Origin of the sequence: Tardiphaga sp. 215_C5_N2_1, from assembly GCF_052076055.1 — a bacterium.
GTDB classification, from domain to species: Bacteria; Pseudomonadota; Alphaproteobacteria; order Rhizobiales; family Xanthobacteraceae; genus Tardiphaga; species Tardiphaga robiniae.
On record NZ_CP197240.1, the window covers coordinates 3,264,420 to 3,280,162 of the forward strand.

The window sequence follows — 15,743 nt, forward strand, 5'->3', positions numbered from 1 at the left end:
TTCGATGAGGCCGGCAGCAAATCTGAAAAAGGGCCGAATCGGCCCGTTTACGCTCCGACCTGATTGATATCCGGGGTTTCCAGGATTGGCTTGGAGTAGCCGTTACGAACCACCCGGATCATGGCGCGGCCGACTTTCTCTGTCGTGGTGACGTATCTTGGCGCGATCCGGACCAGCAGCTCCCAGAGAGGCGCGGTCGCGGTGTAGATCGCCTGAACCCACGCCGTCTTCGAGCGCACACCGTGCAGCGGCTGGATGCCACCGGGGCGAAACATATAGGCCGCCTTGAACGGCAGCTTGAGCAAGTCGTTCTCGGTTTTGCCCTTGACCCGCGCCCACATCACGCTGCCCTGCTCGGTGCTGTCGGTGCTCTGGCCGGTCACGTAGACGAAGGTCATGCCAGGATTGAGTCGCGCCAGCGTGTTCGCCACCGCGAGGGTGATGTCGTAGGTGATCCGACGATAGTCCGGCTCGCTCATGCCCAGCGACGAGACGCCAAGGCAGAACAGGCAGGCGCCATAGCCCGTCAAGTCGGGCGCGATGGCCGACAGATCGAAAAAATCCGTATGCGTGATCTCACGCAACTTGGCATCGCGTTGCCCGGTAGGACTGCGGCCGACCACGAGCACGGCTTCGACATCGGGATCGAGCAGACACTCGCGCAGCGCGCCTTGCCCAACCATGCCGGTCGCACCGAACAGAATGACTTTCATGAGACTTCCTTTGGATGACTGACAGTCGATCGCGCGACGCAATCAGGCGGCAATTGCGACCTGATCAAACGACATGCCGGTGAGCGCAGCTGAGACCTCCCACAGCCGCGCGCCGACGGCGGCATCCTGAGCTCGCGGCATGATCTTCGCGGGAGCCGGCGGCCCCTTCATTTCGTAGACGCCGTTCGGGCCGTAATAGCCAGCTGGCTTCGCATCGGGTGAGGTGGCTGCAAACAATGTCGGCAAGGCACCGGCGGCGGCTGAATGGCTCAGCGGACGCAGCAACCGGCTTCCGAGCCCCATCAAGCCACCGCTGCCGGGACCGTTCGGAATGAGATCGGTGAGTGCGAAACCGGGATGCGCGGCATTGCTCATCAGACCCCAGCCCGCGGCATCGCTGCGCCGCTGCAACTCGATCGCGAAGATCAGCATCGCGAGCTTCGACTGCTGATAGGCTTTCCACGGCTTGTAGAATGTCGCGCCCTGAAGATCGTCGAAATCGATGAGGCCCGAACGATGCGCAAGACTGCTGAGATTGACCACACGCGGCGCCTTGTTGCGGCGAAGCACAGGGAGCAGACGCGCCGTGAGCGCATAGTGACCGAGATAATTGGTACCGAGCTGCATCTCGAAGCCGTCGGCGGTGGTCTGGCGCGTCGGCAGCGCCATCACGCCGGCATTATTAATCAGCAGATCAAGCGACGCGTACATCGCATCGAAACGGCGTGCGAAAGTAGCGACGGCGTCCAGGCTGGCGAGATCGAGGTGCTCATAGCTGATGATCGCGTCGGGATGTCGCTCGCAGATGCGCTCGATCGCAGCGCTCCCCTTGGTGTCGCTACGGCCGGTCAGCACCACTTCGGCGCCGGCTCCCGCAAGCGCCATTGCCGTCTCGAAGCCGAGGCCGCCTGTCGCCCCGGTCACCACGGCCAGTTTGCCGGTCATGGGCGGAATGTCCCTAGTGGTCCAATCGCTCATCTCTGTCTCCCCACATCCGATCAGCGGCACGAACGCCTGCGCAAGGCTAAATGTGCACTCAGTGCAAATTTGCAATAGGTGCAGGCTAGCCTTATCTTAAGGCCGATGAGCACCGCCAAGCCTCTGAAATCAAAATTGAAAACGTCAGCGGCCGACATTGCGCCGGCCGCCGGGCTGCGCGAGCGCAAGCGTGAGCAGACCCTGCAGCGGCTGACGGAAGCGGCGATGAAGCTGTTTCTGGCCAAAGGCTACGAGGCTACCACGCTGGACGATATCGCGGCCGCCGCCGAGATCTCGCGCCGCAGCTTCTTCCATTATTTCGCGTCCAAGGAAGATGTCGTGGTGGCGTGGCAGGATCGCAGCGCCGATGCCCTGACCGCTGCCATCGCCGAACGCCCTGCTGATGAATCGATGATCACCGCAGCAGAGAATGCGATCCTGACCATGACTCGGCACCTCAACCCCGAGGATGCCATCGCCATTGCCCGGTTGAAGCGCGAAACGCCAGCACTGCAGGCGCGCGAGCAGCTCAAATACGAGAAGATGGAACGCGCGATGGCGGGGGCGCTTGCAGCGCGCGCCAGCGACAAGACCGGTCAGACGCGGGCGCGACTGGTGGCAATGATCACCACCGGCGCCATCCGGATCGCGAGCGAGAACTGGCTGACCCAAGGCGCGCGCGAAAAGCCGGACGTGCTGGTCAGGCGCATGTTTGCGGATATCCGGGCGGCCCTCGACGAGCCGCCCGCACGCAAGGCGAAAACCTGACGGGTGATATTAGCCGCCCGGCGATCAGGCGAAGCCGCCGGGCATCGGGCGAAACTTCCTGATCGCAAGGAAGGTCGTGACGACGAAGAACACCAGCACGATGCCCTGAACGATCGCAAAAGGCGGCTCACTCGGCGGCACGCTCGGTGCCAGCGCATGCAGCGGCGGGACCTTCAGGAAGCTCTGGATCACCAGCACGAACACATTGAGATAAAGCGAGATCATCGCGGTCAGCACGTAAATCCAGCGCCAGCGCCCCGCCAGCTTCTGGCCGTACAGCGCCAGACAGGCGACTGCCAGCAGCACCAGCGAAATGATGCCGATGACATGCGACGGCAGCAGTTTTTCGACCGGAAAGAAGAAGCCGGTCACGCTGGTCAGGATCGTCGTCAGCAAAAACAGACCGGTCCAGCCGGGCATCGGCTTTGACTTCAACAACCCGACCATTGCGACCAGGCCCGCGACGATGCCGATCAGGCTGACCACCACATGAAGCAACGTGAACGTTGCCAAGCTCATTCCTAGGACCATGATGCACCCCTGCTTTAGAACTTTTCAAATCTTAGGGTGCAGCGCGGGAACTTGCCAATAGTTTTTGGCTGATAGTCATCATATAGATTTGCGTGCAAGGCGCCGTTTCGTTCAAGACTTTCGCGTTCGATCAATAGAGCCGCGAAATCCTACTTGTTGAGAAACTCAACCAGTTTCGGGATCACCTGATCGGGGGCTTCTTCCATCAGCCAATGGCCTGAGCCTTTGACGATAACGCCGTCCACATTGCTGGCGACGAGGCGCCCTTGCTCGATCAGGAAAGACCCACCGGCCTTCTCACCGGAGAGAACCAGCATCGGCATTGGCAGTTTGGTCTTGGCAAGTTCGGCAAACTCGGCGGCATCTTTCTCAAAAGCGCGGAAGACCTCGAAACCGGCTGCCATATGGCCGGGCTTCGCATAGGCCTTGGCGTAAAACACGCGGTCCTTTTCCGGCACCGACTTCTTCGGGTTCGCGGCGAAATCATTCCAGAAGTGCTCAAGGTAAATGCGCTCGCGGCCCGCGACCAGCGCCAGCGGCGTCTTGCCGTAGAAATGGAAGTGCCAGAGGTCGCGCAACAGCCAGACATGCGTCCAGTCGCCAACACCAGGCAAAAAGGCATCCATCAACGCGATACGATCGACTTCGCTCGGATATTGCGCAGCATAGGCATAGGCGACCATCAGACCGATGTCGTGGCCGACAATTTTCACCTTGGGATATTTCAAGCCGGCCACCAGCGCATGGATATCGCGTGCCATCGCCGCTTTGGTGTAGCCATCAGCCGGCGCGTCGGAATCGCCGAAGCCACGCAGATCTGGCGCGATCACCGTATGACTGGCCGCAAGTTTCGCGATCAGCGGGCGCCACATATGGCTGGTCTCGGCATAGCCATGCAGCAGCACGATCGGATCGCCCTTGCCCGCAATGAGATAATGCAGCTTGACGCCGTTGATGGTGGCGAAGCGGCTTTGCGGAGCTTGCGCTGAAGCGGATACGGGGAGAAACGGCGCTGCCAGGACGGCCAGCAGCACACCCAACAAAGCCCGGCGTCCGATCGTAAAAATGTGCATGAAGTCCCCACTGAAACGTCGCCCGCGTCGGGACGATTGTCTCAGTAGTAGCGCGGAATCGGCCCGTTGTGCGGAGTCTTTCGATCCGACAAATCGAACATCACTTCATCGACATAGCACCAGCCCCAACCTTCCGGCGGATCGTAGCCCTCGATGATCGGATGCTTCGTGGCATGGAAATGCTTGGTCGCGTGCTTGTTCGGGGAATCGTCGCAACAGCCGACGTGACCGCAGGTCCGGCAGATCCGCAAGTGCAGCCATATGCTGCCCGTCTTCAGGCATTCCTCGCAACCGAGTGCGCTCGGCGTAACGTCGCGAATGCCGGAAATATGCGTGCAGCCTTTGGGCATGATGATCTCCCGTTATCGGCTCAAAGGGTCGGCGTGGCCGTATCGCCGAGAAAACCATGCAGCGCCGCTACCACCTGGGCGCCCTCGCCGATCGCGCCGCCGACGCGCTTGACCGAACCCGAGCGCACATCACCGACCGCAAAGACACCGGACACCGACGTCTCCAGTGCCTGCACGCTGCGACCATTGGCGGGAATGCCGGTGATGATGAAGCCATGACGATCGAGGGTGACGCCGCAATCCGCCAGCCATTCGGTGGCGGGATCGGCGCCGACGAACAGGAACAGATTGCGGATGTCAGCGCAGGACTCCTCGCCGGACAGCCGACTACGGGTACAGATCCGTTCGAGCCCCACTTCCTGCGTCCCCTCCAGCGCCACGACTTCAGTGTTGAAGACCAGCTCGATATTCGGTGTGGCCTCGATGCGCTCGATCAGATAGCGCGACATGCTGGCGCCGAGGCCGCCACCGCGGATCACCATATGCACCTTGTTGGCATGGCTCGCGAGAAACACCGCCGCCTGACCTGCCGAATTGCCACCGCCGACCAGGTAGATTTCCTGCTCCCTGCAGAGCCGGGCCTCGATCGGAGATGCCCAGTACCAGACGCCGCGACCTTCGAAATCGGCGAGCCGCTCGATATCCGGCCGGCGATAGCGTGCGCCCGATGCCACTACGATAGCCTTGGCACGCATGACATCGCCGTCGTCAAGTTCAAGAGCGAACAGTCCGTCCTTGCGTGAACAGTCCAGCGACTTCACGGCCGCCGGGATCATGATATCGGCGCCGAACTTCTGCGCCTGGTTGAAGGCACGCGCCGTGAGTGCCATCCCGGAGATGCCGGTGGGGAAGCCGAGATAGTTCTCGATCCGCGCACTGGCGCCGGCCTGTCCTCCGAATGACTTGGCATCGCACACCGCGATCGACAGGCCTTCCGACGCGCCATACACTGCGGTGGACAGGCCCGCAGGCCCGCTGCCAACGATGGCGACGTCATAGGTCTTGCCCTTGGCGATATGACTGATCATGCCCATCGCGCGGGCGAGTTCGGAGAAGGACGGATTGCGCAGCACCGTGCCGTCGGCCACCACCACCAGCGGCAGATCCTCCGGCGACGGCGTATAGCGCGCGATCAGATCGGCGGCGTCCTTGTCCGTTGCGGGGTCGAGCAGATGATGCGGATAGCCGTTGCGGGAGAGGAAGCCCTGCAGGCGAATGACATCGCTGGAATTGGCCGTGCCGATGAAAGCCGGACCGCCAGCGCTGCCCTGCAGGAGGTTCACCCGACGCAGGATCAGCGCACGCATGATGCGCTCGCCCAGATCCGCTTCCGCGATCAACAGCGCGCGCAGCCGTTCCGGCGGAATCAGCAGTGTCTCGATATCGCCTTCAGCATGACCGTCAACCAGCGCGACGCGGCCCGATAGTTGCGCGATCTCGGCCACGAACTGTCCGGTGCACTGATCGGCCACCGGCGTGATGCGGCCGAAGCCGTCGCGCTGGGTGATCGCCACATGTCCGGACAACACCACGAACATGCCGGGACCGGGCTTGCCGGTCTCGAACAGGCAATCGCCATCCTTGTAATGTCGGATCTCACCGAAGCGGCGCATCCGCTCGATCTCCGCCGCCGTCAGCACAGGAAAGGTCTGATCGTGGCGCGGCAGCGCCGCCCGCGGCGCATAGGCCGGCAACTCGGCGCTGGATGATGCCTGGGATTCTGACGACATTTAAACTCGCATGCTCACGCGGCGGACTGGTGCCATCAATCCCGATCGGGATCGACGGGTCTTGAACAGAAGTCCTGTATCTTATCGGCATCCGATGACGCCTCGACTGCGACGACATCGCCGGCCTGACTGGCGCGCCCGCGCATTTGCACCTTCCGGCGCTTGAGATTTTCACGCAGCGCCTGGCGCAGCCTGTCCTGACGGGCAGCTGCACTTTCCTTGGCGGGTTTGCTCGGCTTATCGGTCATGGCGGTCATGGTCGATCGAATGGCGTGCACAGATGCGCCAGATTGGATCCTGTGACCCCATACATAACCGCCTTCAACGGATCACGCGAGATATCGACTTCGAGGTGATGATCCGGCCAATGAAGGCTCTGCCGGCGGTTATCGAGGCCATGGGGAACCGGATCGACTCGCCAATGGCGAAGCGCAAGGCGGCTGCAACCGCAACAGGCCGACCACACCCCTGTTATAATGATGCATTCTAAGTGCCACCCGCGCTTGCGCCGCCCGTGACCTTGTGGCAAGGATCGCCCCGCTTGGTAGGCGCCCTCGAGGCTGATTCCTGCACCCAGCATGCTGCCGTAGCTCAGTGGTAGAGCACTCCATTGGTAATGGAGAGGTCGACAGTTCAATCCTGTCTGGCAGCACCATTTTTCCCTGTTAAATCAATAAGTTCTCCCGACCGAGGCACCTGACAATCAGGCATCTCGCGGCAGAACAGAACGCCAATCGCGGTTCAATACGGGACTATCCGGGGCTCTGTTCCCTGCCTGTTCCAATCATCCGGCATAAGCAGCCCTATCACCGGACTCAAACGAGCTTGAAACAGACCCCCTTCGCGGGGGCAGTACACTTGTGGCTTTGAATGATGGACCAAAATCGAGACGACTGCCGAAGCCCGCCCTAACCGGCGGGTTTTTCGTTTGGCCCACATAATGCCTCTGCCGACCCTCGTCGAACCGTAGAAGACGCAGATGCGATCGGCCGGCACGTACCGCTCTAGCCGGAAATCGTGGAACGGTGCTGCCCGCAGCACACGAACGATTACACTCCATGCGGCAGCTTCGGAGCCGCGGCCTCTCAATGCGACAGGGAATGCGCCGCCGAAGATATATCGCCCCGCCCCTGCTTCACCAAAGCATTCATGAGCGGCAATTCGGTCGTCGACTTGATCTGCTCCATGGTGAACATCGACGACACATCATGCAGATCAATCTTGGCGATCAGCCGCTGATAAAGATCGTCGTAGGCCCGGATATCCGAGACCACAGCCCGGATCAGATAGTCCACGTCGCCGCTCAGGCGATAGAAATCGACCACCTCGGGGAAGCTGACGACGATTTTCCGGAAACGCTGAACCCACTCCGCGTTATGCTGGTTCGTTCGCACGGCGATGAAAACGCTGACACCCAAATTCAGCTTATCTGCATCGAGAAGTGCAACGCGTCGCTTGATGTAGCCAGAGCTTTCGAGCTTCTGGATGCGACGCCAACACGGCGTGGAACTCAGGCCAACGCGATCAGCCAGGTCCTGCATGGAAAGGCTGCTGTCTACCTGGAGTGCCGCGAGAATTTTGCGGTCGAGCTCGTCGAGCATTGTGACCTCCGATGAAGGGTGTACGCAGAATATTTCTGCCGTTCATTGCCATCGTGACGCAATGCTATTGCGAGATTTGAAAGTTCGCGAGCATAAACAATTATCATCGCTGCGCATTCGAGCAGCAGGCTGGCGTCAAAAGCGACGCCTCTGCTAACGCAGCGCTAAGATGAATTCGCTACCGCGTGTCGTGATATCGGCGCGTTGATTGAACGCGTGGCCTCTTACAGTCGCTGGCCACCACTGGCATCGATCTGCTGGCCAGTGACCCAGCCCGCTTCGCCCGACGCGAGAAAGGCGACGACCCTGGCGATATCGTCGGGTTGCCCGACCCGGCCGAGCGCGATTGTCTCAGCCACTGCGCGGCTGGCCACCGGATCGCGCGCGACGATGTTCATGTCCGTCGCCGTCGCACCGGGCATCACGGAATTCACCGTGATCTGTCGACCGCCGAGATGAACGGCCAGCAATCGGCTCAGCGCTTCCAGACCCGCTTTGGCCGGCACATAGGCGGCCATGGTCGGATAGGCCGAACGCGTCCCCATCGACGAGATATTGATGATACGTCCGCCATTGCGAAGATGTGGCATCAGTGCCTTGATCAGAAAGAACGGCGATTTCAGATTGGTCTGCAGCAGAAGATCGAAGTCGTCCTCGGAAATATCCTCAATGGTCGCGCGTTTTCCGACGCCTGCGTTGTTAACGAGAATGTCGAATGCAGGGCTGCCATGGCGCTCGGTCAGTTCGGCGCCAAAATCCGCGGCCAAGGCGGCTGCGCCACCGCGTTCCGAGAGATCGGCCTTGATGGCAAAGGCATTGCCGCCAGCGGCGGAGATGGCCGTCACAGTCGCATTCGCGGCATCGACCGAGGCGTTGTAATGAACCGCAACGGTTGCGCCGTCCTTCGCCAGGCGAAGCGCGATCGCCTGACCGATCCCCCGACTCGCGCCAGTGACCAGCACGATTTTTCCTGCCAGCCCGCTCATGCGGACCAGCCGTGACTGGCTTCCAGGCTCCGCGCCCTGTCGATCAGCGCCTTGCGATCGATCTTGTTCGTGCCCGCCCAAGGCAGTTCGTGGACGAACTCAACCCGCCGCGGGTGCTGATATGCCGGACCATTGGCGATCGCAAACTGACGGATGTCGTCGAAGCTCGGCGTGGGCTGCTCGCGCGTGACAATAAACGCAACCGGCACCTGGCTCCGTTCCTCGTCGGGCAACGGCACTACTGCCGCCTGCTGGACCTGTGGGTGACGTTCCAGAAGCTTTTCGACTTCGCCCGGATAGATGTTTTCGCCGGAGCAGACGAACATGTCATCCGCTCGGCCCACGAAGAAATAGAAGCCGTTGGCATCGCGGCGCATCACATCGCCACTGTAATACCAACCATCGGTCAGCACCTTGGCGGTCTGCTGCGGCAGATTGTGATAGTGATCCAGCACTGCTGGATTGCGCATCAACAGCACACCTTCATTTTCGGTTCCATTAACGAGACGGACGTCCTCCACGCGGATCGGATAGCCCAACCCTAACGGCGGCGTCGGGATCTTGTCGGGATGCGGACCGAACACAGCCGGCCCCGCTTCCGTGGTGCCGTAACCCATCGTCATCACGACGTTGGGCAGCGCCTGCTTGATCCTGTCCCACAGACCCATGGTCATCGGCGCCGACCCAAGCATCAGGCGACGAACCGAGGCGATATCGTTCTTCGCCAGCAGTTCCGTTTCCTTGACGACACGGGCCCACATGGTGGGAACAGCCGTGGCAGCGGTCACTTTATACTTGGCAATGGCTTCGATATAACTGCGGGTCTCGAATGACGGCAGCACCACTACAGACGCATTCTGAGCGAAGATCGTCTTGATGGCGAACAGGCCATTCATGTGAAACAGCGGCTGCGCGATGATGTAGCGATCATCCTGATTGAGCGCGCCGCTGGTCCGTGTCGAGATCGCCCAGAGTTGTCCGTAATGCGATAGTGGTACGCCTTTGGGCCGGCCGGTGGAGCCGGACGTATAGAGCATTTGCCCGACCTCCTCCCGCGTGGTTTCTACCGCTGTGAACGAGGCGGGCTTGATCGTCGCGAAAAAGCCCTCTGGGCCGTTGTCGTCGAAATTGATGACGGGAATGTCGTCGCGCACCATCGGCCGATTGGCATTGTCGACGAATGCCAGCGCGATCTTCGCGTCGTCCATCACAAAATCGACCGTGTCGCGCGCAGCCTTGATATTGACCGGGACAGCGATGCATCCGGCGCGCATGATGCCGAAATAGCAAATGATGTATTCGGCGCGGTTAAACGACAGGATCGCGATATGTGTGCCGCGCTTGTAGCCACTATCGACAAGATACTGGGCGACCCCGTTTGCCATCTCGTCGATCTGACGGTGCGTGTAGCGCCTGGGATGCGCGGGATCGATCAGATCGATGACCGCCTCCCGATCAAGGTCACCGCTGCGATCGATCAGGTCACCGAGATTATTCCACCGCATTGGCAATACTCCACTTCTGAGAACTTAATTGGCTACCCGCGCAACCCGCGGCAGCGCCGCGGGTTGTTCAAGCAGATCGTAATGACAAGCCACCTTGCGGCCGTCGGAGACATCGCGCAGCATCGGTCGCTCCTCGCGGCAAAGCGCCTGAGCGTAGGGGCAGCGCGTATTGAAGCTGCAGCCTGGCGGCGGATTGAGCGGGCTGGGCAACTCACCCTGCAGCACGCTGCGGGTGCGGCTGCGTGCGGTGCGCGGATCGGCGATCGGCGCGGCGGCAAGCAATGCCTCCGTATAAGGATGCGCCGGTCTATCCCAGACGTCCTCGCTGCGGCCTGTTTCGACGATCCGACCGAGATACATCACGATCAGCCGATCCGAAATATGCTCGACGACCGAGAGATCGTGCGAGATGAATAGATACGACACGCCCGTTGCCTGCTGCAGGTCCTCGAGCAGATTGATGACCTGCGCGCGCACCGAAACGTCCAGCGCAGATACCGGCTCGTCGCAGATGATGACCTTGGGCTTGAGCGCAAGTGCACGCGCAATGCCGAGACGCTGGCGCTGGCCGCCAGAGAACTCATGCGGATAGCGCCGCATCGCATCGGCCGGCAGGCCCACCTGTCCCGTCAGCTCAATGACACGATCCTTGATATCACGGCGCGACCAGCCGGCGACGCTGAGCGGTTGCCCGACGATGGTGCCGACGTCGTGGCGTGGATTGAGCGATCCATAAGGATCCTGGAAGATCATCTGCATCGACTTCCGCGAGGCCTTCAACGCGCCTTCCTGCATCCGCGTGACATCGTCACCATCGAGGAAGACGCGTCCGTCGGACGTCGGCACCAGGCGCATGATCGCCTTGCCGAGCGTGGACTTGCCGCAGCCGGATTCCCCGACCAGCCCCACAGTCTCGCCGGGCTCCAGGTCGAAACTCACATCGTCGACCGCCCGCACGACGCCCTGTGCGCTCTGGTATTGGACACAGAGACTAAGCACCGATAGTAGCGGCATCGCGCGATAACTCCTTCTCGGCAGCAAAACATGCGGCGGAACGGTGCGGCAGCAACGGCGCCAGCTGTGGTCGCTCGGCACGGCAGCGATCGAATACATCGGGACAGCGGTTCTGGAAGGCACAGCCCTGCGGCAAATCGGACAGCGCCGGCACGTTGCCCGTAATTTCGACGAGACGACTGCCACGTCGGCGCTGTGCCGACGGCGTCGCCCCCAGCAGCCCACGCGTGTAGCGATGCAGCGGCCGCTCGAACAATGCCTCCACCGGCGCTTCCTCGACCTTGCGGCCGGCATACATCACGGCCACCCGGTCGGCGACTTCGGCAACCACGCCGAGATCATGGGTGATAATGATAAGGCCCATATCGGATGAGGACTGCAGCTCCTTCATCAGTTCGATGATCTGCGCCTGGATCGTGACGTCGAGCGCAGTCGTCGGCTCGTCGGCGATCAGGAGCTTCGGCCCACAAGCAATCGCCATGGCGATCATGACGCGCTGGCTCATGCCGCCGGACATCTGGTGCGGATAATCGTTGAAGCGGCGTTCCGCATCCGGGATACGCACCCGGCGCAGCAACTCGACCGCGCGGTCTCTCGCCTCGTGACGCGACACGTCATTGTGGCGCCTGATTGCCTCGATCAGCTGATCCCCAACCGCGACCACAGGGTTCAGCGATGTTATCGGATCCTGGAAGATCATCGAGATGTCCTTGCCGCGGACCCGCTGCATCTCGCGCTCGGACAAGGCAGCGAGATCACGCCCCATGAAGCGGACGGCGCCACCGACGATCTTTGCCGGCGGGTTCGGCAACAACCGCATGATCGCCAGCGCCGTCAACGACTTGCCACAGCCGGATTCACCGACGATGGCCAGAGTCTCGCCGGCCGAGACTGTCAGCGACAGACCATCGACCGCAGGCAACACGCCACGGCGCGTGAACAACGACACCTGCAGGTTCTCAATGCAGAGGATCGGCGCTGGACCGGCTTTGCTGCCCATGATCATCTCAGCGGTCCCGCAGTTTGGGGTTGAGCGCATCGTTGAGGCCATCGCCCACAAGGTTGAGCGCCAGCACAGTGAGCATGATCGCGAGACCCGGCACCGCGCAGATGTACCAGGACGAGCGGATGAGCGTCCTGCCGTCCCCGATCAACTGTCCCCAACTGGTGACATTGGGATCGCCGAGCCCGAGGAATGCCACAGCGGACTCGAACAGAACGGCCCCGGCAACGACCAGTGATGACAGCACGATCACCGGCGGCAGTGCATTCGGCAGTATCTCGCCGAACATGATCCGCAGACTGCCCATCCCCATGGCCCGGCAGGCCTGCACAAATTCGCGATCGCGCAGCGACATGAACTCTGCACGCGTCAGCCGTGCGATCGGCGTCCAGGTCACGACGCCCACTGCGATGGTGACATATTCGATCTTCTGCCCGAGGATCGACACGATAGTCAGCACGAAGATCAGGTTTGGGATGGTCTGGAACAATTCGGTCAGGCGCATCAGCAGCTCATCGACCCAGCCGCCGACATAGGCCGCGGTGGCGCCAACGGTGATGCCGATGATGGTGGCGGTCAGGCTGGCGCAGAGACCGATCAGAAGCGTGGTGCGGGCGCCGTGGGCAATCATCGCCGCAATGTCACGACCCAGAGAATCCGTGCCAAGCGGATAACGCGACGACATGAAGGGCCAGATCTCCGGCCGCCCGACAATACGAAGCGGGTTGCGCGGGAACCACCATGGCGCGGCAATAGCAACACCGACGACGACCAGGACGAGAAACAGACCGACCAGCGCCGCGCGGTTGCGGGCGAAGCGCCGGGCGAAGTCGAAGAACAATGTCAGCATGATCTACCTCGCCTTGATCCGGGGATCGAGCCGCAGATACAGCAGATCGACGGTCGCGTTGCAGACCGCGACCAGCAGCGAACCGAGGATGAGCACACCGAGCACCATGGGGAAATTGCGACTCATCACGCTGTCGAACAGCAGGCTGCCGATGCCGGGCCAACTGAACACGGCCTCGATGACGACGCTGCCGCCGAGCATGGTGCCAAGCTGCAGTCCGAGCAGCGTGACGATCGGCAACATCGCGTTACGCATTACATGTGCCAGCACCACCCGACCGCCCGACAGGCCCTTGGCACGCGCTGTTCGCACGAAATCCAGCCGGGCGACCTCCAACATTGAGGCTCGCATCACGCGCGCGAAGGTCGCGGCATAGAACAGCCCTAGTGCCGTTGCGGGAAGGACGAGATGATGCATCACATCCAGAACGGCACCGAAGGCACTTTCGTCGACGCCGATGGTGCGCATGCCGCCCACCGGAAACCAGCCGAGCTTCACCGCAAACATCACCGTCATCATGATGCCAAGCCAGAAGCTCGGTGCAGCGAAGAAGAATACCGCACCGAGCGAGATCAGATTATCCCAGATTGTGTTGACCTTGATCGACGCCAGCACGCCGGCCGTGACGCCAACGAGCAAAGCAATTCCGATTGCCGCCAGCATCAGGATCAAGGTCGCTGGAAGCTGTTGCATGATCACATCAAACACCGGCGCGTTCTGCCGGTACGAATAGCCGAGATCGAGCCGCATCACCGACCAGATATATTTGGCAAGCTGCACCGACACCGGCTGATCGACGCCGTAGGTGTGACGCAGCTGATCCAGCATCTTCGGGTCGGTGATCTGCTGTTCGGACGTCATCACGTCGAACAGACTCCCCGGCGCCAGATGGATCAGCACGAAGTTCATCACGATGACCGCAAAGATCAACGGGATGATTTGCACGAGCCTGCGGATGATGATGCGACGCACGTTTGCCTCCGCTCTCAGCGGTCCAGCCAGACCTCGGCCCAGCTTTCGCCCATGAAGTCCGCGGTTAGCGAATGATCGCGAACGTCAGAACGAGCGATCGTCACGGGTTCAAGGTCGACCATCGGAAGGACCGGCGCGTCGCTCGCTGCGAGCTTGTCGAACTCGTGCACCAGGGATACGCGCTTCTTCTCATCGGTCTCGATCACCATCTTGCTGACGGTCTCGTCCATCTTCGGATTGGAATAGCCGGTGGCGTTGCGGAAGGCTGCCCCTTTCACGATACCATCGGTAGTGTAGTATTGCGTTGTCTGCGGGATCGGCTCGATGCTGGCTGAATTGTTCGATACCGCGACGTCATAGTCATAGTCGGTGTAGATGCGTTTCAGCGAGGTCGCGCGATCGGGGATAGCCAGGTCGACGGTGATGTCGACGTCCTCGAAAGCCTGCTTCAGGTACTGACCGATCTTGACGTTTTCCTCGAACCACCCGGCCGATACCAGGCTCATCTTAAAGCGCGAACCGGCCTTCACCGGATAGCCGGCAGCATCGAGCAACGCGGCAGCCTTCTTGACGTCGAACGGATAATCCTGGACGTCTTTGGTGAAGAAGATCGAATTCGAGAAATGGAGAGCGCCAAGCGAGGGACGCGCGCGACCGAAGAAAACCGTATCCGCGATGAAGCTGCGGTCGATCGCATGAAGCAGGGCCTGACGCACCTCGCGCTTCTTGAAGATCTCGCGACGCTGATTGAACTCGACGCTCGTGATCCACGCCGAGTTCGAATAGCCTTTGGTCTCGGCGACAAATTTCTTGGTTCCGGTCAGGCGCGCGATGTCCGGCGCAGGGATCGGATTGAAGGTACCAATATCGAGTTGCCCCGCCTCGAACGCGGCCGACCGCGACGCCGGATCTCGCCACCAGCGGATCACCAGCTTGTCGAGATAGGGCAGGCCCGAATTCCAGTAATTGTCATTGCGGGCATATTCGACATGGCTGCCGCGCACCCACTCCTTGACCTTGAAAGGACCGGTGCCGATCGGCGTGTTGTTGATCGGGTTGGTAATGATGTTCGACCCGTCATAGATATGCTTGGGAATAACAAGACCGGCCTTGCCTGCCAGCACGGATTTGAGGAAGAACTCTGGCACCGGCACTTTGAATTTCAGCACCACGGTCAGCGGATCCACGGCCTCCGCGGTCAGCAGAGCATCGAGCGTGACGCCAGCGGAGATCGGCTTCCAATACTGGATCGCATTGAAGACCAGATCATCCGAGGTCAGCGGCTTGCCATCATGCCAAGTGACGTTCGGACGTAGTTTGATCGTGTAACTGCGGAAATCCTCTGCCGGTTCGATCCCGAGAGCCAGCACCGGTTCGAATTTGAGATCGGCGGTCAGGCGGATCAGCCGCTCGAACACCTTGGTCGACGTGAAATACGGACTGGAGCCGCCACCCGCTGGAACGAACAGCGATTGCGGCTCAAATCCGCCCCATGTGCCGACCAGCGTGCCGCCGCGCTTCGGCGCCCCGGTTGCCGCCTTGGAAGAACCGGCAAAGCCGGAGGCTAAAGCAGCACCGGCCGTTGTCATCAAAAAATCACGTCTGCTAAAACCGCTCATTGTTCTTCCTTTGTTGCAGACAGGAACCGGTCCGCCATCGTGCGCCGCCC

The 15,743-nt window shown here is 61.0% G+C and carries 16 protein-coding genes and 1 tRNA gene; 2 read left to right on the forward strand and 15 right to left on the reverse strand.

Going from position 1 to position 15,743, the window contains the following annotated elements; translation table 11 throughout:
• Window positions 1-47 precede the first annotated feature (47 nt).
• Complete coding sequence (locus AB7828_RS15585; protein ID WP_441230528.1) at window positions 48-713, reverse strand: epimerase; 666 nt, start codon at window positions 711-713, stop codon at window positions 48-50.
• A gap of 42 nt (window positions 714-755) precedes the next feature.
• Window positions 756-1,691, reverse strand: a complete 936-nt coding sequence (locus AB7828_RS15590) for an SDR family oxidoreductase (protein WP_120286964.1) — start codon at window positions 1,689-1,691, stop codon at window positions 756-758.
• 135 nt (window positions 1,692-1,826) lie between these two features.
• Here AB7828_RS15590 and AB7828_RS15595 point away from each other — a divergent pair, with 135 nt between their 5' ends.
• The gene (locus AB7828_RS15595) at window positions 1,827-2,459 is read left to right on the forward strand and encodes a TetR/AcrR family transcriptional regulator (protein WP_441230529.1); all 633 of its coding nucleotides are present in this window, start codon (window positions 1,827-1,829) and stop codon (window positions 2,457-2,459) included.
• A gap of 24 nt (window positions 2,460-2,483) precedes the next feature.
• Here the strand turns inward: AB7828_RS15595 and AB7828_RS15600 are convergent, their stop codons facing one another.
• From AB7828_RS15600 to AB7828_RS15620, 5 genes are all read right to left on the reverse strand, one after another.
• Window positions 2,484-2,990, reverse strand: a complete 507-nt coding sequence (locus tag AB7828_RS15600) for a hypothetical protein (protein ID WP_441230530.1) — start codon at window positions 2,988-2,990, stop codon at window positions 2,484-2,486.
• A gap of 149 nt (window positions 2,991-3,139) precedes the next feature.
• On the reverse strand, window positions 3,140-4,063 hold the full coding sequence (locus AB7828_RS15605) for an alpha/beta fold hydrolase (protein ID WP_439072911.1): 924 nt from the start codon (window positions 4,061-4,063) through the stop codon (window positions 3,140-3,142).
• Window positions 4,064-4,104: 41 nt separating this feature from the next.
• The gene (locus AB7828_RS15610; protein ID WP_068734755.1) at window positions 4,105-4,413 is read right to left on the reverse strand and encodes a UBP-type zinc finger domain-containing protein; all 309 of its coding nucleotides are present in this window, start codon (window positions 4,411-4,413) and stop codon (window positions 4,105-4,107) included.
• 20 nt (window positions 4,414-4,433) lie between these two features.
• A complete protein-coding gene (locus tag AB7828_RS15615; protein WP_441230531.1) occupies window positions 4,434-6,143 on the reverse strand; it encodes an FAD-dependent oxidoreductase in 1,710 nt (569 codons plus the stop codon).
• A 35-nt stretch (window positions 6,144-6,178) separates the two neighbouring features.
• Window positions 6,179-6,400, reverse strand: a complete 222-nt coding sequence (locus AB7828_RS15620) for a hypothetical protein (RefSeq protein ID WP_439084153.1) — start codon at window positions 6,398-6,400, stop codon at window positions 6,179-6,181.
• A gap of 323 nt (window positions 6,401-6,723) precedes the next feature.
• On the opposite strand from AB7828_RS15620, the gene AB7828_RS15625 reads away from it, so the two are divergent.
• Window positions 6,724-6,798, forward strand: a tRNA-Thr gene (locus tag AB7828_RS15625).
• A gap of 430 nt (window positions 6,799-7,228) precedes the next feature.
• Here the strand turns inward: AB7828_RS15625 and AB7828_RS15630 are convergent.
• The 8 genes from AB7828_RS15630 to AB7828_RS15665 form a co-directional block, all read right to left on the reverse strand.
• The gene (locus AB7828_RS15630) at window positions 7,229-7,744 is read right to left on the reverse strand and encodes an Lrp/AsnC family transcriptional regulator (protein WP_089266090.1); all 516 of its coding nucleotides are present in this window, start codon (window positions 7,742-7,744) and stop codon (window positions 7,229-7,231) included.
• A 224-nt stretch (window positions 7,745-7,968) separates the two neighbouring features.
• Window positions 7,969-8,706, reverse strand: coding sequence for an SDR family oxidoreductase (locus tag AB7828_RS15635; protein WP_441230532.1), 738 nt, complete (start codon window positions 8,704-8,706; stop codon window positions 7,969-7,971).
• 20 nt (window positions 8,707-8,726) lie between these two features.
• Window positions 8,727-10,235 (reverse strand): class I adenylate-forming enzyme family protein, encoded by a 1,509-nt coding sequence (locus AB7828_RS15640; protein ID WP_441230533.1) that lies wholly within the window; start codon window positions 10,233-10,235, stop codon window positions 8,727-8,729.
• 24 nt (window positions 10,236-10,259) lie between these two features.
• A complete protein-coding gene (locus tag AB7828_RS15645) occupies window positions 10,260-11,249 on the reverse strand; it encodes an ABC transporter ATP-binding protein (RefSeq protein WP_441230534.1) in 990 nt (329 codons plus the stop codon).
• On the reverse strand, window positions 11,227-12,249 hold the full coding sequence (locus AB7828_RS15650) for an ABC transporter ATP-binding protein (RefSeq protein ID WP_441230535.1): 1,023 nt from the start codon (window positions 12,247-12,249) through the stop codon (window positions 11,227-11,229). The genes AB7828_RS15645 and AB7828_RS15650 overlap by 23 nt, the downstream gene beginning before the upstream one ends.
• A 7-nt stretch (window positions 12,250-12,256) precedes the next feature.
• Complete coding sequence (locus AB7828_RS15655; RefSeq protein ID WP_093756969.1) at window positions 12,257-13,102, reverse strand: ABC transporter permease; 846 nt, start codon at window positions 13,100-13,102, stop codon at window positions 12,257-12,259.
• Window positions 13,103-13,105: 3 nt separating this feature from the next.
• Window positions 13,106-14,074, reverse strand: coding sequence for an ABC transporter permease (locus AB7828_RS15660; protein ID WP_439064900.1), 969 nt, complete (start codon window positions 14,072-14,074; stop codon window positions 13,106-13,108).
• 14 nt (window positions 14,075-14,088) lie between these two features.
• Window positions 14,089-15,663, reverse strand: a complete 1,575-nt coding sequence (locus tag AB7828_RS15665) for an ABC transporter substrate-binding protein (RefSeq protein ID WP_441230536.1) — start codon at window positions 15,661-15,663, stop codon at window positions 14,089-14,091.
• Window positions 15,664-15,743 lie beyond the last annotated feature (80 nt).